Origin of the sequence: Azospirillum agricola, from assembly GCF_020005195.1 — a bacterium.
Taxonomy (GTDB): Bacteria; Pseudomonadota; Alphaproteobacteria; order Azospirillales; family Azospirillaceae; genus Azospirillum; species Azospirillum agricola.
This window is the reverse complement of the sequence record NZ_JAIFZR010000004.1, coordinates 865,614-885,505: the sequence shown is the minus strand read 5'-3', so window position 1 is coordinate 885,505 and position 19,892 is coordinate 865,614. Positions and strand designations below refer to the sequence as shown.

The following is a 19,892-nucleotide window of genomic DNA, read 5'->3' as shown; positions in this document are numbered from 1 at the left end:
GAAAACCGTGGCGGCTGAATCTCCGGCCGGTTCCGTTGGCCGGGATGGCGGCCGCAATGGAAAAAGGGCCATGACCGCCGCCGGTCATGGCCCTTCCGAGGGGGTGAAACTGGTCTTTCCCCGGTTCCCCGGTTCAGCGGGTCAGGCGCGGTTCGGGCAGGCCCTGGGCGCCGGGATCGAACATCAGGACGCGCCCGCCGTGCGGATCCTCGGCCAGATCGGCCGGGCCCCGGCTGAGCGAGGTGACCAGCAGCGTCCGCAAGTCCTCCCCGCCGAAGGCGCACATGGTCGGCTTGCGCATCGGCACCTCGATGCGGCGGTCCAACTCGCCGCGCGGGGTGAAGCGCTTGATGCAGCCCTCGTCCAGGCAGCAGATCCAGTAGCAGCCGTCGGTGTCCACCGCCGCGCCGTCCGGCCGCCCGGTCATTGCCCGCATGTCGACGAAGGGGCGCCGGTTGCCGGCGGCGCCGGCGTCGGGGTCGTAGTCCCAGGCCCAGACCATCCGCACGTCGCGGTGGGTGTCGGACGCGTAGAGCGTCCGCCCGTCCGGGCTGAAGGCGGAGCCGTTGGGGATGACGAAGCCGGTCAGCCCGGTCTCGACCAGCCCCTCGGCGCGGGTGAAGCGGTACCACGCGCCGGACGTGTCGCCCTGCGTGATGTCCATCACCATGCCGGACACCCACAGCCGCCCCTGCCGGTCGCAGCGCCCGTCGTTGAAGCGCATGCCCTCCTTCGGGAAGGGGCTGCCGGCGAGATGGGTGAGCACCACCTCGCCGCCGGCCTCCGGCAGCTCCGCGTCGAAGAGGCCGGTCTGGCAGGCGACCACGACTCCGCCAGCCGGGCCGGCATCCGGGCCGGCATCCGGCCGCAGCACGAGGCAGCCGACCAGTTCGGGCAGCGTCCAGTCGCGCCGCACGCCGCTGGACGGATCCAGCCGGTGGATGCGGCGGCCCGGGATGTCGATCCAGGTCCAGCTGCGGTGGTCGGCGTCCCAGACGGGATTCTCGCCGTTGCCGTTGCGGAGATCCGGTTCGATGACCGAATCGAGGCCGATGGTGGTGACGGCGACGGTCATTTCGCCGGTTCCGCCCGTCCCGTGGTTCGCCCGCCGGACGCCGCCGCCCGATCGGCCCGCCAGCGCTTCACCAGCGGCAGCAGCATCGTCAGGATGGCGACGGTCAGCAGGATCGCCGTGATCGGCCGGCTGTAGAGGAAGTCGTAACTGCCGCCCGACAGCGACAGGGCGCGGCGGAAGTTGGCCTCGGCCATCGGCCCCATGATCAGCGCCAGCACCACCGGCGAGGCGGGGAAGTCCCATTTCTGCATGAAGTAGCCGGCGACGCCGGCGGCCAGCATGATGCCGATGTCGAACAGGCTGTTGTTGATGGCGTAGGTGCCGACCACGCAGAGCGCCAGGATGACCGGCGTCAGCACCGACTTCGGCATCTGGAGGATGCGGCCCATGAAGCGCAGCGAGCCCAGCCCCAGCACCAGCATGCCGACGTAGCAGAAGATCATGCCGGCGAAGAGGGTGAAGACCAGATCCGCGTGTTCCTTGAACAGCAGCGGCCCGGGCTGAAGCCCCTGGAGGGTCAGGGCGCCCAGCATCACGGCGGTCACCGCGTCGCCGGGAATGCCCAGCGTCAGCATCGTCAGCAGGGCGCCGCCGGTGCAGCCGTTGGCCCCCGCCTCGCAGGCGGCGACGCCGCCCAGCTCGCCCTTGCCGTAATTCTCCGGCGTCTTGCTGAAGCGCCGGGCCTCGTTGTAGGCGACGTAGGCGGCGATGTCGGAACCGGCGCCGGGAATGATGCCGATGACGATGCCGAGCACCGAGGAGCGCGACACGACGCCGAGCAGCGCCTTGTAGGTCGCCCAGGGCGGGATGATGCGGCCGAGCGCCGCCGCCATGCCGAGCCGGACCTTCGGGTCCTCCAGCGACTTGAAGGCTTCGGCGGCGGCGAACAGCCCGATCATCACCGGGATGAAGGGGACGTTGAACAGCTCGGTGTAGCCGCCGGTGAAGCGCGGGAAGCCGCCCATCGGGTCGAGCCCGACGGTGGCGATCAGCAGGCCGAGGAAGCCGGCGATCAGCCCCTTGACCACCGACTTGCCGGAGATGCTGGCGATGATGCTGAGACCGAAGACGGCGAGCGCGAAGCTCTCCGAGGCGCTGAACTCCAGGGCGAAGCCGGCGAGCACCGGCGCCAGGAAGATCAGCACCAGGATGCTGGCCATGCCGCCCAGGAAGGAGGACAGGGTGGCGGTGCCGAGAGCGACGCCGGCCATGCCCTTCTTGGTCAGCTCGAAGCCGTCCATGGCGGTGGCGGCGGCGGCCGGCGTGCCGGGGATCTTCAGCAGGATGGCGGTCACCGACCCGCCATAGACGCCGCCGAAGAAGACGCCGGAGATCATCAGCAGGCCGGACACCGGATCCATGCCGAAGGTGAAGGGCAGCAGGATGGCGACGCCCATCGTCGCGGTCAGGCCCGGAAGGGCGCCGATGATGATGCCGAGGGCGACGCCCACGAGGGACAGCAGCAGCGCCATGGGGTTGGCGGCCAGCGTCGCGACGCCGTTCATCAGCATGCCGAATTCATGCATGGCGGCGCTCCTTCGCGGCGGGAGGACGGGACGACGGGATCATTCGAACAGGCTCCCCACCGGCAGCGGCACCTGGAGGGCGCTCTGGAAGGTGAAATAGATCAGGGCGGTCACGACGACGGCGATCACCGGATTCCACAGCGGGCTGCGCTGCCCCATCAGCCACATCAGCGCGGCCATGTAGACCACCGTGGCGACGGCGTAGCCGACATACTCCATGGCGACCAGGCAGGCGGCGGTGGCGAGGATGCCCAGCGCCACGCCGAGATAGCCGGCCACGCCGACCGGCGGGGTATCGTCGGCGATGGTCGGCGTGCGCAGCGTGTTGGCGATCAGGATCAGGCACAGCACGATCAGCACGGAGGCGTGGATGATCGGGAAGCGGGCCGGGCCGACGTCGGCGGCCAGCATGGTCTTGGGGAAATCGCCGGTGGAGGCGATGGCGGCGGCGGCCACCGCGATGAGAATGACGGCGATCACCAGATTGGCGATCTTGGTGGACAAGGGCGCGCCGGCCCCGCCGCCCTGGACAGGTGCGTTGCTCATGTGTCGGACTCCTCGGAAGGAAGCGGCGCCCCGGCGGCTTCGCGCCGCCGGGGCGCCGCGCCCGCCCGCTTTACTTGGCCATGCCGAGCTGGGTCATCAGGTCCTTGAAGAAGGCGTTGTCCTTCTGCATGGCGGCGCCGAACTCCGGACCGTCCGCGTAGGCCCAGGTCAGGTTCATCTTGGCGAGCTGCTCGCGGAAGGACGGCTCCTCGGCCGCCGCCTTGCTGGCGGTGCGCAGGGTGTCGACCACCGCCGCCGGGGTCTTCTTCGGAACGACGATGCCGCGCCAGGTGGCCACCGACAGGTCGATGCCCTTCTCCTTCAGCGTCGGGACCTCGGGGAAGGCCTTGGGGCGCTCGTCGGCCATCACCGCCAGCATGCGGAGCTGGCCGCCGGCGACCTGGCTCGACACCTCGGCCGGGCTGACCGAGACCGCCTCGATGTGGCCGCCCAGCAGGGAGGTCACGGCCGGGTTGGCGCCGTCGAACGGGATGTGGTTGAAGGTCAGGCCGGTCTTGCTCTGCAACGCGGCGGCGGCGAGGTGCCAGATGGCGCCGGTGCCGGAGTTGCCGATGCGGACCTTGCCGGGGTTGGCCTTGGCGTCGGCCAGGAACTCCTCGATGGTCTTCCAGGGCGCGTCGGCCTTGACGGTGATGGCGCTCGGCTCGGCGTTCAGGCGGGCGATCGGGGTGAAGTCGTCGACCGAGAAGCGGGCGACGCCCATGTGCGGCAGCAGGGTGATCTCGACGGTGCCCATGCCGATCTTGTAGCCGTCGGCGCGGGCGGCCATGATCTCGGTCAGGCCGACGGCGCCGCCGCCGCCGGTCTTGTTGACGACGCCCATCGACTGCGGCAGGTGCTTCTTGGCGGCGTCGGCGTAGGCGCGGGCGACCAGATCGGTGCCGCCGCCGGCAGCATAGGGCACGGTCAGCTCGATCGGCTTGGTCGGGTACTCGGCGGCCTGCGCGCCGGCCATCAGGCTGGCCGAGGCCAGGACGCCGACGACGGCGCCGGTCAGAAAGCGATAACCCTTCATAAGCGTTCTCCCAGGAACTTTGCTTGGTGGAGACAGACGGGAAAAGCGGACGGCGTCGCCGTCAGCGCGGGTTCAGCGCCGTCCAGGACGCGACGAAGGCGTCGGCCCGTTCGGCGATCTGTGCGGTGGTCATGCCCGGCTTGTAGAGCGCCGATCCCAGCCCGAAGCCGGCGACGCCGACCTCCAGGAAGGGCTGCATGGTGTCGGGGGCGATGCCGCCCACCGGCAGCAGGCGGGTGCCGGCCGGCAGGACGGTGCGGATCGCCTTGACGATGGTCGGGTTGATCTGCTCGGCCGGGAACAGCTTCAGCGCGTCGGCGCCGGCCGCCAGCGCGGCGAAGGCCTCGGTCGCCGTGGCGATTCCGGGCACGCAGGCGAGACCCGCCGCCTTGGCGGCGCGGATCACCGCGGTGTCGGCGTGCGGCATCACGACCAGATCGGCGCCGATCTCCTTGAGGCGGGCGACCTGCGCCACCTCCAGCACGGTGCCGGCGCCGACCAGCGCGTCGCGCGGCAGGATGCGGCGGATGGCGGCGATGCTGTCGAACGGGTCGGGCGAGTTGAGCGGCACCTCGATCAGCCGGAAGCCGCGCTCGTAGAGGGCGCGCGCGGCGTCCTCGCACTCGCTGGGCTTCAGGCCGCGCAGGATGGCGACCAGCGGCAGGGCGGCGAAGGCGGCGTCGATGCGGGCCTTCAGGCTGTCTTGGGGCAGGCTGTCGTCAGACATGGGTGTCCTTTCCGGCCGGCGGCACGATCAGGCCGGCGGCGATGGCGAACTGGAACAGGCCCCTGGGGGCGGTGTTCTCGAGCCGGGCGGTGGGCTCGATGCCGAGCAGGCCCAGGCCCTGGACGTAGCGGCGGCACAGCGCGCCGTCGCCGATCAGCAGCAGCGGCCGGCCGCTGCCGGGCGCCGCGCCCCCCAGCGCCGCGCCCGTCCGGGCGAGGCCGGAGATCATCTCGTGCCCGATCAGCAGGCCGGACAGGAAATCCTTCAGCAGCTCCGGCGCCATGCGCTTGGTGATGCCGAGCGTGCGCGCGGCGAAGATCTGGTGGGTCAGGTCGCCCGGCCCGCTGGCCCGCGCCGCCCGGACGCCCTCGGCGAAGGCCGCATCGCGGGCCTCCGCGCCGGCTTCCACGTCCGCCGGCATCAGGCGTCCGAGGATCGAGTGTTTGGTCAGCACGGCGAAGACCTCGCCGGTCATGTAGGTGGCGAAGCGGGTCATCCGCCCGTCCTGGATCTGCACCCATTTGGAATGGGTGCCCGGCAGAACCATGCAGGATTCGCGCGCCCAGTCGGGGCGGTCGGCGAGCACGCCGGCGATCTGGATCTCCTCGCCGCGCAGGATGTCGGGCGGCGCGTCGGGCGGGGCGTAGGTGACGCCGGGCGCGATCAGGATGCGGACGCCGGCCGCGCTGTCCACCGCGATGGCCTTTGATGCCAGCGTGCTGGTGTCGGCCGGGCAGGCGACGTAGGGCGCCTCGGCCCAGCCCTGGGCGCTGCCGACCATGCCGCCGGCCACCACCGGAACGCCGGGGTTGGCCGCCAGCCAGTCGCCGCACAGGCCGGCGAAGGCCTGCTCGAAGCCGGGCAGGCCGGGCTGCGGCAGGTTCTGGATGCCGTGCGCGTTGGCGCGCTGGTCCAGCACCGCGCCGGCGCCGTCCATGAGGAATCCACGCAGACTGGAGGTGCCCCAGTCCAGCGCGATCAGGGCAGCCCCGTCGCGCTTCCGTCCTGTTTCCATCCCAATTCCCTTGATATCGCGTCGGCGGCCGCGCGGACGACCGGTCCGAGTTCCGCCATCCGTTCGTCCGGCATGTAGGGCACGGCGCTCGCCACGCTGATCGCGGCGACCACCTGATTGCTGATGTCGCGCACCGGCGCGCCGACGCAGCGGACGCCGATCTCGTTCTCCTCCAGGTCGAGCACCCAGTCCCGCCGCAGGAAGCCCGCCATCAGCTTCTCGTATTTCGGCCAGGGCTGCGGACCGGGCCGGCCGCCCACCGTGTCCGGCGCCGTCGCCACCGCGTCGTGCAGCTCGCGCCAGCGCGACGGCGGCATTCCCAGCATCAGCGCCTTGCCGATGCCGGTCGAGGCCAGCGGCATGCGCAGGCCGACGCGCGAGCGCATCTCCAGCCCGCGCGTGCTCGGAATCTTGTCGAGGTAGAAGACCTCGTCGCCGTCGACCACGCCGAGATGGACGGTGTCGCCGGTCCGCTGGGCCAGCGCCTCGATGTGGGGCCGGGCGAGCGCCACCAGCGGGCGCTGCTCCAGCGCCTTCATGCCGAGCTGGATCAGCTTCGGCCCCAGCAGATAGCCCTTGTAGGGGACGTGGTGCAGATAGCCCTCGGCCACCAGGCTGTTCAGCATGCGGTGGACGGTGCTGCGCGGCGTGTTCAGCCGCGCCGCGATCCCCTTCACCTCCGTCGTGCCCGTCGCCACGCACTCGATCGCCGCCAGCCCGCGGAGCAGGGTCTGCGTGCCGGTGGCCTGCCGCTTTTCAGGCATGGCCGGATCGATCGTCTCAGTGGGCCGGGTCATGGGGTCGGTTCTGGTGGGCATTGCGTCGCCTCGATGACGGGACCTTAGTGGTCGCGTTGTATGTTGTCAAATCCAACATACACGCTACCACATAGTGAGACATTTGTGGATCGGACGATCTGACGCAGCGGTGTCGGGAAACTTGACCCGTTCTCCGCGTCTCCCTAACATCCTGCTGATATTGAGCATTATCTCTCAATATATGAGACATTAGGCGTTTGGTCCGCCGATCGCCCCACGCCGCGTCCGGCCGGACGCGGGGCGGGGGGACGCGGCCCGCGCCTGCGTTTTCCAACGATGGGAAGGAAGGGCTCTCGCATGTTCGGTGATCTGAAAGGCCGGCGCGTTCTGGTGACGGGATCGACCCAGGGAATCGGCCTGGCGGCGGTGGAGGCGTTCGCCCGCCACGGCGCGCTGGTCGGCATGAACGGCCGCAAGGCGCCGGCCGATCTCGACTCGACGCTGGCCCGGCTGAACGCGCTGGACGGCGAGGTCGCCTTCCTGCCCGGCGACGTGTCGTCCAGCGAGGGGGCCAAGCGTCTGGTCGAGGAATTCGTCGCCCGCTTCGGCGGCATCGACGTGCTGATCAACAACGCCGGCGGTCTGGTCGGCCGCAAGCCGCTGGAGGAGATCGACGACGACTTCTTCGACGCGGTGACCGACCTGAACGCGCGCTCGGCCCTGATGGTCACCAAATACGCCCTGCCGCACCTGAGGGAATCGGCGAAGCGGAGCGGCACCACCGCGTCGGTGATCCTGGTCGGCTCGGTCGCCGGCTACACCGGCGGCGGCCCCGGCGCCGGGCTGTATGGTGCTGCGAAGGCGTGGCTGCACAACATCCAGAAGAACTGGGTGACCTTCCACACGAAGGACGGCATCCGCTTCAACACGGTGTCGCCGGGCACCTTCGACACCGCCTTCCACGCCGACAAGGACACCGACACCAAGGCCCGCATCGGCGCCGGCTTCCCGATGGGCCGCTTCGGCCGTCCGGAGGAATGCGCGCCGACCTTCCTGTTCTTCGCCTCGCACGCGTGCAGCGGCTACATCACCGGCCAGATCCTGGACGTGAACGGCGGCCAGTACATGCCCTGATCCGGGCATGGGGCACATGGGGCATATGGGGCAAGGGCGCGCCCGGTCGCCGGGCGCGCCCTTGCCGATCGGGGGGAGCCTTTACCGCCGGCCGAGCAGCTGGCGGCGGGCCAGCGCGCGGTGGATCGCCCGGCGTTGGGCCACCGTGCGCGGACGGCCGTGGACGCCGCTGGCGAACAGGCCGTCCAGCCCCTGGCCGAACATCTCCCAATTGCGCACCGGCCCGCTGTCGATGTGCAGGAAATGGGAGCGCGGGTACCAGCCGACCCCGCCGCGCTTCAGGTCGAGCGCGCTGCGGTGGGCGTCCGGCAGGCGCGCTGGAAAGGTGATGTCGAGCGCCCGGCCGAGCAGATGCTGGCTGCGCTCGGCGACCCCGAGGCTCCTGGCCGCCAGCTTGGCGTTGGTTTCCGGGGTGCGGTAGGCCGACAGGATCGACGCCTTGCTCTGGCCGACGATCTCCATGATGTCGGCCAGGAAATCGAGAACCCCGACATCGACCGGCCCGGTCTTGTTGGCGTGGTGGTCGCGCAGCACCTGGGCGAGATCGGCCATGGCGTCGGGCAGCGGGCCGGACTCGTCGCGGTAGGGGCCGTCGAACGTCTCGCCCGTGTGCTCGTTCCGCAGCGACAGCCGGCGCGGGGGCGAGGGCACGGCCAGCGCGCTGCCGGGCAGCAACACCAGGGCGCCGCAAGCGGCGAGCAGATCGCGGCGCTTCAGGGAAAAGGGGATGCGGGGCATGGCCAGGGGATTTTGCTTCCGGAAAGGAACGTCCCCAAACTCGGCAAATTGATTTTAAATCGCAACTGGAAACGTAGGGACCTCTCTCGAAAGGGGACGTTCACGCCGCCAGATGCGCGCGCACCGCAAGGGCGGCGCGGGTGACGGCGCCGTCGGCCGCCTCGACCAGCCGGGTCATGTTGGCGAAGGAGTGGGGCAGGGACTCGTGGACGGTCAGGTCGAAGGGCACGTCGGCCGCCGCCAGCCGCTCGGCCAGCCGCAGGCTGTCGTCGCGCAGGCAGTCGAGCCCGGCGGCGAGCAGCAGCAGCGGCGGCAGGCCGGACAGGTCGGCCAGCAGCGGGGCGGCGCGCGGGTCGCGGGTCGGTTCGGCGTGGCCGAGATACTGCTCCCAGTACCAGCGCATCCGCGCCGTGGTCAGGCCGTAGCGCCCGTCGCCGAAGCGGCGGTGCGACGGCGTGTGGAAATCGTGGGCGAACATGCCGTAGAACAGCAGCCCGAAACGCACGCGCGGCTCGCCCGGCGCGCGGGCAGCGAGCGCGGCGCCCAGCGCCAGATTGGCACCGGCGGAATCGCCGCCGACCGCGAGGCGCCCGCCGTCCAGCCCGTGCGCGGCACCCTCGCGCGCCGCCCAGCGCAGGGCGGCCAGCGCCTCGTCGTGCTGGTGCGGGAATCGGTGCTCCGGGGCCTTGCCGTAGGCGACCGCGACCACCGCCGCGCCGCTGCGCAGGGCGAGCAGCCGCAGCAGACGGTCGTGGGTGTCGACGCTGTTGACCGCGAATCCGCCGCCATGGAAATAGACCAGCACCGGCAAGGGACGGTCGTCGGACGACGGCGGGCGGTAGAGCCGCAGCCGCAGCGGCCCGGCCGGGCCTTCCGTCTCGATCGCGCGGGTGGGGATCGGCGGGGCGTCGCGGTTCAGGAAGAGGTGCGCCCGCTCCGCCGCCGCGCGCGCCTGACCGAGCGGCATGGCGAGCGGGTCGGCGGAGACCAGCCCTTGCGCCCGCATCGCCTCGTGCAGCGCCACCACCTGCGGATCCAGGCGGTCGAGCGTGAAAAGCTGGTTGCTGCCGTCCGGCATGGCGTCCTCCCGGTGATCGAACGATCGGTGGAGAGGACGCTACGCGGCTTTATTTCTACTGTCAATATAGACTATATTTCCAGATAACAGCGAAATTGAATCGTGAAATCATCCCCTCAGCCATGACCGAGCAAGCCCGCCACGTCCAGTCCGAATCCGCCGCCGATCCGGTGCAGCGCCGCCAGCGTGTCGGGGTCGAGCGCGATGCCCTGCTCGGCCACGCGGGCGGCGTGCTCGCGCTCGGGATCGCCGGGGATGCGGACGCGGTCGATGCCGGGGGCGGGCGGCGTGTCCTCCATGTGGTCGAGCACGGCGTCGGCCAGCGCCTGCCAGCCCGGCCCGGCGACGCGCGCGGGGTCGAGGATGAAGGCCAGCGCGTTGTTGACCACCCGGCCCGGCCGCAGATTCTCGGGCAACGCCGGCAGTCCGGCGGCGATGGCGCCGGCCAGGATCTCGCAGGCGAGCGCCAGCCCGTAGCCCTTGTGGCCGGAATTCCGCCCGCCGAAGGGCAGGATGGCGCCGGTCGGCTCGCGGAACATCACGCCGGGGTCGCCGGTCGGCCGTCCGTCGGGATCGACCAGCAGGCCGTCGGCGACCCGCTCACCCTTCGCGGCGGCGACCCGGCATTTGTTGGCGGCGACGGCGCTGGTCGCGAAATCCAGCAGCAGCGGGGCGTGGCCGGGCGTCTCCGGCACGGCGACGCAGATCGGGTTGGTGCCGAGGCGCGGCCGTGCCCCGCCATGGGGGGCCGCCAGCGGCCGGCTGACCACGTTGACGAAGAAGATTCCGATCAGCCCGGCGGCGATGCATTGCTCGCCATAGGCGCCGACGCGGCCGATGTGGTGGGCGTTGCGCAGCGCCAGGATGGTGGCGCCGCTGCCGGATTTCGCCCGCGCGATCGCCAGATCGGTCGCCTCGCGGGCGATCACCTGCCCGTAGCCGACGTCGCCGTCCACCACCAGGAAGGGCGGCTCGTCGCGCACGACGCGGGCGTGGCGGTTGGGGGTCAGGTATCCGCGCTCCAGGCTGGTCATGTAGACGGCGATCTGGCACACGCCATGGCTGGCGTGGCCCTTGGCGTCGGACTCGACGAGGTTGGCCGCGACGATGGCCGCCTCTTCCGGATCGCTGCCGGCGCGGCGCAGGATGGCGTCGAGCGTCGCCGTCAGGCGGGCTGCGGAAAAGCGGACCGTGGGAGAGGACGGGACGGAAGACGGGCTCATGGGTTCACTCGCGACGAAAGGCTGGGATGAGATGACGGGGGGCAAGCGCTGGGTCGTCGGCGTGACCGACCACATGATGGGGCCGCCGGACCTGGAGGCCGCGGTGCTGGGCGATTCGGTGGAGATCGATTTCTTCGACACGCGCCGCGAGGAGGAATTCGACCCGGCCCGGCTGGCGCGGCTCGACGCGCTGCTGGTCTGGGGGGCGCCGGTGACCCGGCGCAGCGTGCCGCACCTGACCCGCTGCAAGGGCGTGGTGCGTTTCGGCGTCGGCTACGACAGGATCGACGTCGCGGCGCTCGCCGAGGCCGGCATCCCCTTCGCCAACAACCCCGATTACGGGACGGAGGAGGTCGCCGACCACGCGGTCGCCCTGATCCTGTCCTTGCAGCGCCGCCTGTGGGAGCATGACGCCCGCGCCCGCTCCTACACGGCGACGTGGCAGACCAACACGCTGACGCCGCTGCTGCGCGGGTCGCGGGCGACGGTCGGCGTGGTCGGGGTCGGGCGCATCGGCACGGCGGTGGTCAACCGGCTGAAGCCCTTCGGCTACCGGATCCTCGGCTTCGACCCGCAGCAGCCGGCCGGGCACGAGAAGGCGGTCGGCTACCACCGAATCCGCCGTCTCGACGATCTGCTGGGCGAATCGGACATCGTGACCTTCCATTGCCCGCTCGACCGTCACACGCGCGGGCTGCTGGACGCCGAGCGGCTGGAGCGCTTCAAGCCGGGCGCCATCCTGGTCAACACCGCGCGCGGCGAACTGCTGGACGGGCTCGACGGGCTGGAGGCGGCGCTGCGCAGCGGCCGGATCGCCGCCGCCGGGCTCGACGTGCTGCCGAGTGAGCCGCCGGCCGCCCACCCGCTGCTGACCGCGTGGCGCGAGCGGGCGGACTGGCTGGCCGGCCGTCTGGTGGTCACGCCGCACAACGCCTTCCATTCCGACGCCGCCGCCGTCGAGATGCGGACCAACGCCGCCGAGACGGTGCGCCTGCTGCTGGAGGAGGGAGCGCTGCGGAACCGGATCGTGGAGCAGGGGTGACGTCGCCTCGGCTCTCAGAACGCCGGCCAGTCGATCGGCTGGTGGCGGTCGAGCGTCCGGTGGACCGGCGGCAGCGGGTATTTCAGCCCGGTGGCGCAGTTGAACAGCACCGCCCGCTCGTCCCTGGCCACCCGGCCGTCGGAGAGGGCCTGCTTGTAGGCGGCGTAGGTCGCCGCCCCCTCCGGGCAGAGCAGGAAGCCTTCTTCCCGCGCCGCCTCGTCGAGCGCGGCCTGGATGGCGGAATCGTCGACCGCGATGGCGAAGCCGCCGCTCTCGCGCACCGCGCGCAGGATCAGGAAATCGCCGACCGCCTGCGGCACGCGGATGCCCGACGCGATGGTGTGGGCGTCCTCCCAGCGCGGCGCGTGCTCCTCCCCGGCCTCCCAGGCGCGGACCATCGGGGCGCAGCCCGACGCCTGCACCGCGACCATGCGCGGGCGCTTGGAACCGATGAAGCCGATCGCCTCCAGCTCGGCGAAGGCCTTCCACATGCCGATCAGGCCGGTGCCGCCGCCGGTCGGGTAGAAGATGACGTCGGGAACCTCCCAGCCGAGCTGCTCGGCCAGCTCCAGCCCCATCGTCTTCTTGCCCTCGATCCGGTAGGGCTCCTTGAGGGTGGAGACGTCGAACCAGCCGACCTTGGCCTTCCCCTCGCCGACGATCTTGCCGCAATCGTCGATCAGACCATTGACCCGGTGGACCGTGGCGCCCTGAAGTTCGATCTCGGAGACGTTGACCTCCGGCGTGTCGGCCGGGCAGAAGACGGTCGTCCGGATGCCGGCCCGGCTGGCGTAGGCGGCCAGCGCGGCGCCGGCGTTGCCGTTGGTCGGCATCGCCATGTGGGTGATGCCGAAGCCCTTGGCCATCGACACCGCCATCACCAGCCCGCGCGCCTTGAAGGAGCCGGTGGGCAGCCGCCCCTCGTCCTTCACCAGCAGCTCGGCCGCGCCCAGCTTGGCCGCCAGCCTGGGCAGCGGCACCAGCGGGGTCACCGCCTCGCCCAGGCTGATGATGTCGGCGGTGCGGCGGACCGGCAGCAGCTCGCGGTAGCGCCACAGATCCTGCGGGCGTTCGGCCAGCGCCGCCTTGGTCAGCGCGCCCTTCACCCCCTCCAGGTCGTAGCGCACCAGCAGCGGCTTGCCGGCCCTGGACAGGTTGTGGACCGTGTCGGCCTCGTGGCGCTCGCCGATGAGGCCGCACTCCAGGTGGGTGACGAAGGTCGGGCGTTCGGTGGTGAGGTTGGCGTCGAAACGTGGTGCGGTCATGATGTTCAGCGAACCATTCCCCATGCGCGCACGGTGTGCGCCTCGATCCAGCGGAAGACGACGTTCTCGACCAGCAGCCCGATCAGGATGACCGAGGCGAGGCCGGCGAAAACCTTGTCGGTGTAAAGCTCGTTGCGGTTCTGGAAGATGAACCAGCCCAGTCCCCCCTTGCCCGACGAGACGCCGAACACCAGCTCGGCGGCGATCAGGGTGCGCCAGGCGAAGGCCCAGCCGACCTTCAGCCCGGTCAGGATCGCCGGGAAGGCGGCCGGGATCAGCACGGCCAGCACGTAGCGCGGCCCGCGCAAGCCATAGTTCCGCCCGGCCATGCGCAGCGTCTCCGACACGGCGGTGAAGCCGGCGTGGGTGTTCAGCGCCAGCGGCCACAGCACGGCGTGGACCAGCACGAAGGTCAGGCTGACCGCCCCCAGCCCGAACCACAGCATGGCGAGCGGCAGGAGGGCGATGGCCGGCAGCGGGTTGAACATCGAGGTCAGGGTGGAGAGCAGATCGTCGCCGATCCGCGTCGACACCGCCAGCGTGGTCAGCCCGATCGCCAGCACCACGGCGATGGCGTAGCCCTTCAGCAGGATCGACAGCGACACCCAGGCCATCGACAGAAGATTGTCGCGCAGCACCGCGTCCCACAGCGCCGCCGCCGTGGCGGTGAAGGTGGGGAACATCAGCGGGTTGTCCTGCCACAGCGCCGCCGCCTGCCAGATCGCGGCGACCACGGCCAGCAGCAGGGCGCGGCGCAGCGCGGTGACGTTGGCCAGCCTCTCCCACGGCGACAGCGGGCGGGCGACGTCGCCGATCGCCCCGGTGGCGGCGACGCCGCGCTCGTATTCCGGGCGGATCGGCGGGGTGGGACGCGGCGCGGCGGGGCGTGGGGCGCGCGCGATCGACAGGTCGGTCATGGGTGGGCTCCCGCTCCGCCGGCTTCCACCTCGTCGGCGAACAGCATGGCGTGGATGCGGCGGGCCGCCGACTGGAAGGCCGGGCTGCCGGTGGAGGCGAGGTCGAAGCCGTGGCAGTTCACCTCGGCCTTCACCTGTCCGGGGTGCGGCGACAGCACCAGGATGCGCGAGCCGACGACCAGCGCCTCCTCGATGGAGTGGGTGACGAACAGCATGGTGAAGCGCACGTCGTCCCAGAGCTGGAGCAGCTCCTCCTGCATCTTGCGCCGGGTCAGCGCGTCGAGCGCCGCGAAGGGCTCGTCCATCAGCAGGATGTCCGGCTCCATCGCCATGGCGCGGGCGATGGCGACGCGCTGCTTCATGCCGCCCGACAGGGTGTGCGGGTAGGCGTCGGCGAACTTCGACAGGTTGACCTTGGCGATGGCGTCGAGCGCCTTCTCCTCCGCCTCGCGGCGCGTCGCCTTGCCGCTGGCGAGCAGCGGGAACATGACGTTCTGCTTGACCGTCTTCCAGGGCGGCAGCTGGTCGAACTCCTGGAAGACCATCATGCGGTCGGGGCCGGGCTGCGTCACCGCCTGCCCGTTGAGCCGGATCGCCCCCTCCACCGGCGCCAGGAAGCCGCCGACCGCCTTGAGCAGCGACGACTTCCCGCAACCGCTCGGCCCCAGCAGGACGAAGCGCTCGGCCTGGAACAGCTGGAAATCGACCCGGTAGCAGGCCGTCACCAGATGGTCGCGCGTCTTGTACTGCAAGGTCACGCCCGACACGTCGAGCAGCGGGCGGTGCAGGGCGGCGGCGGGGGCGGCGTCCGGGGAATAGGATGATTCCACGGCGGTGCGGGAAAGGGCGTTCATGGCCTCAGCTCCCGGTTTCGCTGTGGAGATCCTCGAAGAAGGTGTCCTTCCACGAGGCCGGCTTGTTCCTGATGGCGCCGACCTTGTGCATGAAGGCGGCGAACCGCTCGATCTTCTGCGGCGCCACCGTGTACTGGATGTCCGGATCCTTGAGCAGCGTCAGCACGAAGGCGCGGTCGAGGTCGCCCTTGTTCTGCGCGAGATAGGCGTCGGCGGCGGCCTCGTGGTTGGTGTTGATGATCGCCACGGCCTCCTTCAGCGCGTCGAGGAAGGCCTTGTAGGTCTTGGGATTCTTGGCGCGGAAGGCTTCCTTGCACCAGATCAGGTTGAAGGTGTGCGGGCCGCCCAGCACGTCGTAGGAGCTGAAGACCCTGTGGATCTTCGGGTCCTGGAGCTGCTGGTACTGGAAGGGCGGGGCGGAGATGTGGCCGGTGATCTCGGCCGAGCCCGACAGCAGCGCCGCCGTGCCGTCCGGGTGGGGCAGCGAGACGGTCAGCTTGTCGAGCGCGTCGAACCGGCCCTCGCCGAAGGCCTGCTCGGTGGCGATCTGGAGGATGCGCGCCTGGACCCCGACCTTGACCGCCGGCAGGGCGATCTTGTCCTTGTCGGTGAAGTCCTTGACCGTCCTGACGCTCGGGTTGGTGGTGGTGAGGAACAGCGGCATGCTGTTCAGCGCCGCGATCGACTTGACGTTGGCGCTACCCCTGGTGCGATCCCAGATGGTCAGCATCGGGCCGACGCCGGCCGAGCCGAGGTCGATGCTGTCCGACAGCAGCGCGTCGTTCATCGCCGCACCGCCCGAAAGCTGCGCCCATTCGACCGTGACGTCGATGCCCTGCGCCTTGCCGTGCTTCTCGATCAGCTTCTGGTGGCGCAGGACATGCAGCGGCAGGTAGCCGAGCCCGAACTGTTCGGCGATGCGGATGGTGCCCTCGGCGGCGGCCGGGCCGGCGAGCGATCCGAGCAGCACCGCGGCGCCGACGGCGGCCAGCAGCGCGCGGCGGACTCGTCCGGGAAGCGAGGGGGTTTCACGATTCACGGCGGTGGATGATGCGGAATGGATGGGCGGCATGCGGCGATGATTCCCTGCTCGTCGGCGATAAAAAGCAGAATTGCAATGTGATTTATGATTGGGATTAGGATGAAGAACGTAAAATCAGGAGTCAATTCAAAATCTATAAACCTACATGCATATAGGTTAATGGTTTCGCAGCAACCCGATGATGGAATGCCGCTCCCCAAGCGCGCGACGGAGGGGCAACGGATTGGGAAAGCTGACGAACGGATCAAAAAGAAAAGGGCCCGGCCGTTTCCGGCCGGACCCCTTCGTCCGTTTTGCGTGCCTGTCGGGTGGGACGCGTTCAGAAGGCCAAGCGGGTGTCCAGCATCAGGATGTGGGCGCGGTCGTTCAGGTCGGTGCCGATCAGCGAGGCCGAGGACAGGGACGAGCGGACATAGTCGTACTCCACGCCGGTCGTCATGCCAGGGGCGACGGTCCAGGTGACGCCGGCCTGCCAGATGTCGGCCTTGGCCGGGATGCTCATGGTCGCCGAATCGTTGCCGAGCGCCCGCAGGTAGTTGGCCGCGAAGACCAGCGGGCCGCTGGTGTACTGCGCGCCGACGATCACGTTCTGCTGGGCGCGGGCGTCGGCGATGCCCTTGGCGTAGCCGCTCTTGCCGCTGTAGGCGTAGCTGGCGCCGACCTTGACCGGGCCGTAGCCGATGTTGGCGCCGACATGGACCGAGTTCAGATCCTCGTAGGACTGGCTCGTCACGCCGTCGGACTGCCGGACGGCCTTGCCGGTCTGGTAGAAGGCGCTGGCCTCGATGGTCAGCTCGTCGAAGACGGCCTGGTAGGCGCCGCCGGCCTCGACCACGTCGTGGAAGGACAGGGCGTCGCCCAGCGCGTCCACCTTGCGGCGGTTGACCGACGTGTTGGAGTCGCCCAGCCGCGGGGTGTAGGACGCCGCCAGCTGGAACCCGTAGAGGGACGGGGTGATGTAGATGAGCTTGGTGCCCGGATCGTAGGAGACCAGCGTGCGCAGGCTGGTCGCCGCCAGCGGCAGCGCCGCGTAGGTGGTGGAGCCGTGGAGGAACAGGATGCCGTTGCTGTCGGGGCTGCCGGCGATGCCTTCCAGGTTGGGGCCGATGATGCCGTACTCGTCCGACAGGCCGTTGATCACGCCGGCCTGCACCGTGCCGAAGGCGCCGGTGGCGTAGAGGAAGGCGCGGTCGTTCTCCACCGTGCGTCCGGCCACGGACGGGTCGCCGTTGCCGGCCAGCAGGCGCAGGCGCGCGCCGTACTGAAGCCCGTCCTCGGTGGTCACCGCCGGGTTGACGGTCAGGCGGAAGCGGTTGGCGAACTCGCTCGACCGCAGGCCGTCGTCCTGCCGCTGGTTGATGTAGGCGGCCTGGAAATACGCGTCGCCGCCGACGATGACTTCGAAGTTGGGCTCGGCCGAGGCCGGGGCGGACAGGGCGGCGCCGGCGGCGCCGGCGAGGAGGGCGGCGAGGAAGCGGGCGGACAGACGCATGGCGGCGATGATTCCGGATTCGGGTAGGGACGGAAGGCGGATGGACGGTCAGGCGGCGGCGCGGACGGTGAACCAGCGGCGGCCGAAGCCGGTCAGGTTGGCGTCGTCGAGCCGGGCGAGGCAGAGGATCTCCACGCTGTCGGCCCAGCGCGGGTTGATGCGGCGGAACTGGGCGACGGCCGGGCTGTCGAGCTTGGCCTCGCTGATGGCGCGGGCCTCCTCGGTCAGGCCGTAGCCCTGCCAGTTCCAGTCCACCGTGCCGGTCTCCGCGTCGTAATACTGGGCGAAGCACTCACGCCCCACCCAGTCGCGCACCGCCCGGTCGAGCGGGCCGGGCGGCTGGTCGGCGTGCGGCGTGTGGCCGGTGAACAGCATCGGCATGTAGCGGTAGGAGCGGTAGCCGACCGCGCTGTAGCTCCAGTACCAGAGGCGGCCGGAGCGGTCGGCGCGCGCCCGCTCCATCATCTCGGCCACCATCGAGCGCACCAGACCGTTGGAGCCCCAGTAGCGGCGCTCCAGGATGCAGTGGGCGGTGTGGAGGACGCCGACGGGAGTGCCGTCGATCTCCGCCTCGCGCCTGTAGACGGTGGCGAAGCCGACCAGCGCGCCGGTTTCCGGCTCCTCCTGGAGGACGCAATGGTCGAGGTCGGCAAGTTCCTCGTTGAAGTAGTCCTCGCCGTAGCCCTCGAACCAGACGCTGAGCAGGGCGAACATCACCGACCGTCGTTCGGCGGTCAGCTCGGCGGGGCCGACGATGCTGGTGCGCAGCGGGCGCGGGTTCATCCGGCCTCCGCGCCGAGATAGCGCGAGGCGCCGGCCGCGCGGACGTCGGCGCAGATGTCCTCGTAGTTGCAGGTCAGCTCCTCGCCGGCGGCGATGTCGCGCAGCGCCACGAAACGCCGCCAGTCGCCGGGGTCGGAGCGCCCCATGCTGGGCTCGTCCGCGTGGTTGACGAAGCGGGCGTTGTCGCCGAGCAGCAGAATGCCGAGCCCCTCGATCACGCAGCCGTGCGCGTTGACCAGCCGCACCACCTCCGGGTAGTCGGCCAGCAGCGCGCCCTCGGGATCGAGCAGATGGTCGATGCGGGCGTCGAAGGTCCACATCGGCGTGCCGGCGGCGACCGGCTCCTCGGTGAAGAGGCCCAGCCCGTGGATCGGGCTGGAGTCGAGGCGGGTGGGGATCAGAAGGGGCATGGCGTCCGTCTCTTCGGGAAAGGCGTGTCGGGCCGACGTCGTATCAGGCGGCGACCGGGGCGGCCATCAAAGCCTCGTCGAACTCGAAGCTGCTGGCGTCGTCCACGAACTGCTCGCCGATGGTGGCGTCGCTGCTCGCCAGGCAGGTGCCGAGGTAATCGACGAAGCGCGGCGGCGGGGCGAAGCCTTCGGCCAGCAGGCGGCTGTTGTCGAAGGCGATGTCCTGCGCGACGAAGCGGTGGTACTTGCGCGCGCCCACCGCCATCGTCCGGTTCAGCAGCGTGCGCTCCGGGAAGGCGGCGCGGAAGGCGGCGTCGAACGGCTTCCAGCCCTCCGGCCCGTGGTAGTCGAAATGGACGTAGGGACGGCCGGTCCCCTCATGCCCATGGGCGCGGAAGCCCGCCTCGAAGTCGGTCCAGGTGGTGCGGGCGGCCTCGCCCGACGTGACGTGGTAGAGCGTGTGCTTGAGGTCGGGCTTGCGCAGCAGGTCGTGCAGGCGGGCCGAGGCCCAGTCCACCGGGATGATGTCGATGTGGCCCTGGGGCAGGGCCGGCAGGATGCCGGTGCGGTCGAGCAGGCGGTAGAACCAGAAGATGCTGGCGCTGGGCCGCACGCCGAGCTGGGTGTGGCCGACCACGATGGACGGGCGGGCGACGATCAGCGGCAGCTCGGGGAAGGCGGCGGCCAGGGCGCGCTCCGCCGCCGCCTTGCTGCGGGTGTATTCGGCGATGTGCGGGGCGCCGTGGCCGGGGGCCTGCTCCTCGTGCACCATCTGCATGTGCGGGGCCTCGCCGCAGCAAAACGCGGTGCCGATGTGCAGGAAGCGCTGGAGGTGCGGCATGCGCCGCGCGCGGCCGGCGAGCGCCAGCGTGCCGTCGACGTTGATCTCCCACACCGACTGGCGGCTGTCGAAGGAGGTGTCGGCGGCGACGTGGACGATCTGCGTCACCTGATCCAGGCGCGGGTCGGTGCTGGTCGCCAGCGACTGGAGGTCGCCCGGCAGGATCTGGCACAGGCGGGCGGCGGCCTCGGCGGTGGCGCGGTCGCTGTGGCGGTTCAGGTTGGTCGCGAGACGGGCCCGGCAGGCCGCTTCGTCCGCGCCGCGGATCAGCAGCAGGCAGTCGGCGGCGGTGCCGTTGCGCACGGCGTCGAGGTAGAAGGAACCGCCCAGGAAGCCGGTTGCGCCGGTGAGGAGAAGCATGTGGGACCTCGGTCTCGCTTTGAGGTTGCG

The 19,892-nt window shown here is 70.5% G+C and carries 20 protein-coding genes; 2 read left to right on the top strand and 18 right to left on the bottom strand.

Going from position 1 to position 19,892, the window contains the following annotated elements; translation table 11 throughout:
* Window positions 1-133: 133 nt before the first annotated feature.
* From JN22_RS12805 to JN22_RS12775, 7 genes are all read right to left on the bottom strand, one after another.
* Window positions 134-1,075 carry an SMP-30/gluconolactonase/LRE family protein gene (locus tag JN22_RS12805; RefSeq protein ID WP_085554273.1) on the bottom strand — a complete coding sequence of 314 codons (942 nt, stop codon included), beginning with the start codon at window positions 1,073-1,075 and terminating at the stop codon, window positions 134-136.
* Window positions 1,072-2,601: a tripartite tricarboxylate transporter permease gene (locus JN22_RS12800; RefSeq protein ID WP_085554272.1), complete on the bottom strand. Its 1,530-nt coding sequence runs from the start codon at window positions 2,599-2,601 to the stop codon at window positions 1,072-1,074. The genes JN22_RS12805 and JN22_RS12800 overlap by 4 nt, the downstream gene beginning before the upstream one ends.
* 39 nt (window positions 2,602-2,640) lie before the next feature.
* Window positions 2,641-3,147: a tripartite tricarboxylate transporter TctB family protein gene (locus JN22_RS12795; protein ID WP_085554271.1), complete on the bottom strand. Its 507-nt coding sequence runs from the start codon at window positions 3,145-3,147 to the stop codon at window positions 2,641-2,643.
* 70 nt (window positions 3,148-3,217) lie between these two features.
* Window positions 3,218-4,183 carry a tripartite tricarboxylate transporter substrate binding protein gene (locus tag JN22_RS12790; RefSeq protein ID WP_085554270.1) on the bottom strand — a complete coding sequence of 322 codons (966 nt, stop codon included), beginning with the start codon at window positions 4,181-4,183 and terminating at the stop codon, window positions 3,218-3,220.
* A gap of 61 nt (window positions 4,184-4,244) precedes the next feature.
* Entirely contained in the window at window positions 4,245-4,910 is a 666-nt protein-coding gene (locus tag JN22_RS12785) for a 2-dehydro-3-deoxy-6-phosphogalactonate aldolase (RefSeq protein ID WP_085554269.1), read from the bottom strand.
* On the bottom strand, window positions 4,903-5,925 hold the full coding sequence (locus JN22_RS12780) for a 2-dehydro-3-deoxygalactonokinase (protein ID WP_085554268.1): 1,023 nt from the start codon (window positions 5,923-5,925) through the stop codon (window positions 4,903-4,905). The genes JN22_RS12785 and JN22_RS12780 overlap by 8 nt, the downstream gene beginning before the upstream one ends.
* On the bottom strand, window positions 5,889-6,722 hold the full coding sequence (locus JN22_RS12775; RefSeq protein WP_143268277.1) for an IclR family transcriptional regulator: 834 nt from the start codon (window positions 6,720-6,722) through the stop codon (window positions 5,889-5,891). Before JN22_RS12775 ends, JN22_RS12780 begins: the two co-directional genes overlap by 37 nt.
* 318 nt (window positions 6,723-7,040) lie before the next feature.
* Between JN22_RS12775 and JN22_RS12770 the strand changes: the two genes are divergently transcribed.
* Window positions 7,041-7,817: an SDR family NAD(P)-dependent oxidoreductase gene (locus JN22_RS12770; protein ID WP_085554267.1), complete on the top strand. Its 777-nt coding sequence runs from the start codon at window positions 7,041-7,043 to the stop codon at window positions 7,815-7,817.
* Window positions 7,818-7,898: 81 nt separating this feature from the next.
* Here the strand turns inward: JN22_RS12770 and JN22_RS12765 are convergent, their stop codons facing one another.
* The 3 genes from JN22_RS12765 to JN22_RS12755 all read right to left on the bottom strand — a co-directional run bounded on the left by JN22_RS12765 (window position 7,899) and on the right by JN22_RS12755 (window position 10,856).
* A complete protein-coding gene (locus JN22_RS12765) occupies window positions 7,899-8,555 on the bottom strand; it encodes a DUF882 domain-containing protein (protein ID WP_085554266.1) in 657 nt (218 codons plus the stop codon).
* Between the two features lie 100 nt (window positions 8,556-8,655).
* On the bottom strand, window positions 8,656-9,633 hold the full coding sequence (locus JN22_RS12760; protein ID WP_085554265.1) for an alpha/beta hydrolase fold domain-containing protein: 978 nt from the start codon (window positions 9,631-9,633) through the stop codon (window positions 8,656-8,658).
* Window positions 9,634-9,749: 116 nt separating this feature from the next.
* Window positions 9,750-10,856: a malate/lactate/ureidoglycolate dehydrogenase gene (locus JN22_RS12755; protein WP_085554264.1), complete on the bottom strand. Its 1,107-nt coding sequence runs from the start codon at window positions 10,854-10,856 to the stop codon at window positions 9,750-9,752.
* Here JN22_RS12755 and JN22_RS12750 point away from each other — a divergent pair.
* The gene (locus JN22_RS12750) at window positions 10,855-11,898 is read left to right on the top strand and encodes a C-terminal binding protein (RefSeq protein ID WP_211099646.1); all 1,044 of its coding nucleotides are present in this window, start codon (window positions 10,855-10,857) and stop codon (window positions 11,896-11,898) included. The genes JN22_RS12755 and JN22_RS12750 overlap by 2 nt on opposite strands.
* A 14-nt stretch (window positions 11,899-11,912) precedes the next feature.
* On the opposite strand, the gene JN22_RS12745 is transcribed toward JN22_RS12750, so the two are convergent.
* The 8 genes from JN22_RS12745 to JN22_RS12710 all read right to left on the bottom strand — a co-directional run bounded on the left by JN22_RS12745 (window position 11,913) and on the right by JN22_RS12710 (window position 19,862).
* Entirely contained in the window at window positions 11,913-13,163 is a 1,251-nt protein-coding gene (locus JN22_RS12745; RefSeq protein WP_085554673.1) for a threonine synthase, read from the bottom strand.
* Window positions 13,164-13,168: 5 nt separating this feature from the next.
* Window positions 13,169-14,080: an ABC transporter permease gene (locus JN22_RS12740; protein ID WP_085554262.1), complete on the bottom strand. Its 912-nt coding sequence runs from the start codon at window positions 14,078-14,080 to the stop codon at window positions 13,169-13,171.
* The gene (locus JN22_RS12735) at window positions 14,077-14,934 is read right to left on the bottom strand and encodes an ABC transporter ATP-binding protein (protein WP_085554261.1); all 858 of its coding nucleotides are present in this window, start codon (window positions 14,932-14,934) and stop codon (window positions 14,077-14,079) included. Before JN22_RS12735 ends, JN22_RS12740 begins: the two co-directional genes overlap by 4 nt.
* A gap of 4 nt (window positions 14,935-14,938) precedes the next feature.
* Window positions 14,939-16,006, bottom strand: a complete 1,068-nt coding sequence (locus tag JN22_RS12730) for an ABC transporter substrate-binding protein (protein ID WP_085554260.1) — start codon at window positions 16,004-16,006, stop codon at window positions 14,939-14,941.
* A 289-nt stretch (window positions 16,007-16,295) separates the two neighbouring features.
* Window positions 16,296-17,468 carry a porin gene (locus JN22_RS12725; protein ID WP_085554259.1) on the bottom strand — a complete coding sequence of 391 codons (1,173 nt, stop codon included), beginning with the start codon at window positions 17,466-17,468 and terminating at the stop codon, window positions 16,296-16,298.
* A 48-nt stretch (window positions 17,469-17,516) separates the two neighbouring features.
* On the bottom strand, window positions 17,517-18,251 hold the full coding sequence (locus tag JN22_RS12720) for a hypothetical protein (RefSeq protein WP_179166139.1): 735 nt from the start codon (window positions 18,249-18,251) through the stop codon (window positions 17,517-17,519).
* Window positions 18,248-18,661: an SET domain-containing protein gene (locus JN22_RS12715; protein WP_085554258.1), complete on the bottom strand. Its 414-nt coding sequence runs from the start codon at window positions 18,659-18,661 to the stop codon at window positions 18,248-18,250. The genes JN22_RS12720 and JN22_RS12715 overlap by 4 nt, the downstream gene beginning before the upstream one ends.
* 43 nt (window positions 18,662-18,704) lie before the next feature.
* Window positions 18,705-19,862, bottom strand: coding sequence for an SDR family oxidoreductase (locus JN22_RS12710; RefSeq protein ID WP_085554257.1), 1,158 nt, complete (start codon window positions 19,860-19,862; stop codon window positions 18,705-18,707).
* Between the last annotated feature and the right edge of the window lie 30 nt (window positions 19,863-19,892).

Excerpts from the sequence above, each read along its gene's own strand:
- JN22_RS12800 (WP_085554272.1), bottom strand. The coding sequence starts at position 2,601 with ATGCATGAATTCGGCATGCTGATGAACGGCGTCGCGACGCTGGCCGCC.
- JN22_RS12765 (WP_085554266.1), bottom strand. The coding sequence starts at position 8,555 with ATGCCCCGCATCCCCTTTTCCCTGAAGCGCCGCGATCTGCTCGCCGCT.
- JN22_RS12775 (WP_143268277.1), bottom strand. The coding sequence starts at position 6,722 with ATGACCCGGCCCACTGAGACGATCGATCCGGCCATGCCTGAAAAGCGG.
- JN22_RS12790 (WP_085554270.1), bottom strand. The coding sequence starts at position 4,183 with ATGAAGGGTTATCGCTTTCTGACCGGCGCCGTCGTCGGCGTCCTGGCC.
- JN22_RS12755 (WP_085554264.1), bottom strand. The coding sequence starts at position 10,856 with ATGAGCCCGTCTTCCGTCCCGTCCTCTCCCACGGTCCGCTTTTCCGCA.
- JN22_RS12780 (WP_085554268.1), bottom strand. The coding sequence starts at position 5,925 with ATGGAAACAGGACGGAAGCGCGACGGGGCTGCCCTGATCGCGCTGGAC.
- JN22_RS12785 (WP_085554269.1), bottom strand. The coding sequence starts at position 4,910 with ATGTCTGACGACAGCCTGCCCCAAGACAGCCTGAAGGCCCGCATCGAC.
- JN22_RS12720 (WP_179166139.1), bottom strand. The coding sequence starts at position 18,251 with ATGAACCCGCGCCCGCTGCGCACCAGCATCGTCGGCCCCGCCGAGCTG.
- JN22_RS12770 (WP_085554267.1), top strand. The coding sequence starts at position 7,041 with ATGTTCGGTGATCTGAAAGGCCGGCGCGTTCTGGTGACGGGATCGACC.
- JN22_RS12710 (WP_085554257.1), bottom strand. The coding sequence starts at position 19,862 with ATGCTTCTCCTCACCGGCGCAACCGGCTTCCTGGGCGGTTCCTTCTAC.
- JN22_RS12735 (WP_085554261.1), bottom strand. The coding sequence starts at position 14,934 with ATGAACGCCCTTTCCCGCACCGCCGTGGAATCATCCTATTCCCCGGAC.
- JN22_RS12795 (WP_085554271.1), bottom strand. The coding sequence starts at position 3,147 with ATGAGCAACGCACCTGTCCAGGGCGGCGGGGCCGGCGCGCCCTTGTCC.
- JN22_RS12745 (WP_085554673.1), bottom strand. The coding sequence starts at position 13,163 with ATGACCGCACCACGTTTCGACGCCAACCTCACCACCGAACGCCCGACC.
- JN22_RS12750 (WP_211099646.1), top strand. The coding sequence starts at position 10,855 with ATGGGTTCACTCGCGACGAAAGGCTGGGATGAGATGACGGGGGGCAAG.
- JN22_RS12740 (WP_085554262.1), bottom strand. The coding sequence starts at position 14,080 with ATGACCGACCTGTCGATCGCGCGCGCCCCACGCCCCGCCGCGCCGCGT.
- JN22_RS12730 (WP_085554260.1), bottom strand. The coding sequence starts at position 16,006 with ATGCCGCCCATCCATTCCGCATCATCCACCGCCGTGAATCGTGAAACC.
- JN22_RS12715 (WP_085554258.1), bottom strand. The coding sequence starts at position 18,661 with ATGCCCCTTCTGATCCCCACCCGCCTCGACTCCAGCCCGATCCACGGG.
- JN22_RS12725 (WP_085554259.1), bottom strand. The coding sequence starts at position 17,468 with ATGCGTCTGTCCGCCCGCTTCCTCGCCGCCCTCCTCGCCGGCGCCGCC.
- JN22_RS12805 (WP_085554273.1), bottom strand. The coding sequence starts at position 1,075 with ATGACCGTCGCCGTCACCACCATCGGCCTCGATTCGGTCATCGAACCG.
- JN22_RS12760 (WP_085554265.1), bottom strand. The coding sequence starts at position 9,633 with ATGCCGGACGGCAGCAACCAGCTTTTCACGCTCGACCGCCTGGATCCG.